Raw genomic sequence first — 466 nt, forward strand, 5'->3', positions numbered from 1 at the left:
ATTTCCCTTGTCCGTGAACTGCTCGATTCGCTCGCTTCCTGCATACACGTGCTTCTGCTCATATTCAAGCTGGCCGTTGCCCTCGGCAAACACCATCAGGTCGTCGTTCTCGAAGCTGGTGTAATCAATCACGTAATCACGGGCGTAGACCTTTCCGGCATGGGTGGTATGGATGTTGTTGATCCGGATGCCCAGTCCGTTGTACGTGTAGGCGGATTTGTCTCCCTTCCAGTTGGTTCCCTCCACCATGCGGTTTGTTTCGTCGTAAACGTAGGATCGACTGGATTTTTTGCCTATTTCCGCCGTGCGGTTGCCCCGCTTGTCGTAGGTGTAGGTGTAAACCTCGTTTTTGTCTTTCTTCTGAACGAGTTGGTTCAGCTCATTATACTGATAGTCTACCACATGGTTCTTCGCCTTTTCAAGCACCAGGTTCCCCAGCGTGTCGTAGGTGTAGGTGGTCGTGGTG

At 51.7% G+C, this 466-nt stretch carries 1 pseudogene; it reads right to left on the bottom strand.

The window, feature by feature from the left end:
* Nucleotides 1-466: pseudogene (locus tag VSQ61_RS22755) on the bottom strand (hypothetical protein); the annotation flags it as partial.

The organism is Candidatus Merdisoma sp. JLR.KK006 (genome assembly GCF_036941035.1).
Lineage (GTDB): Bacteria > Bacillota > Clostridia > Lachnospirales > Lachnospiraceae > Laedolimicola.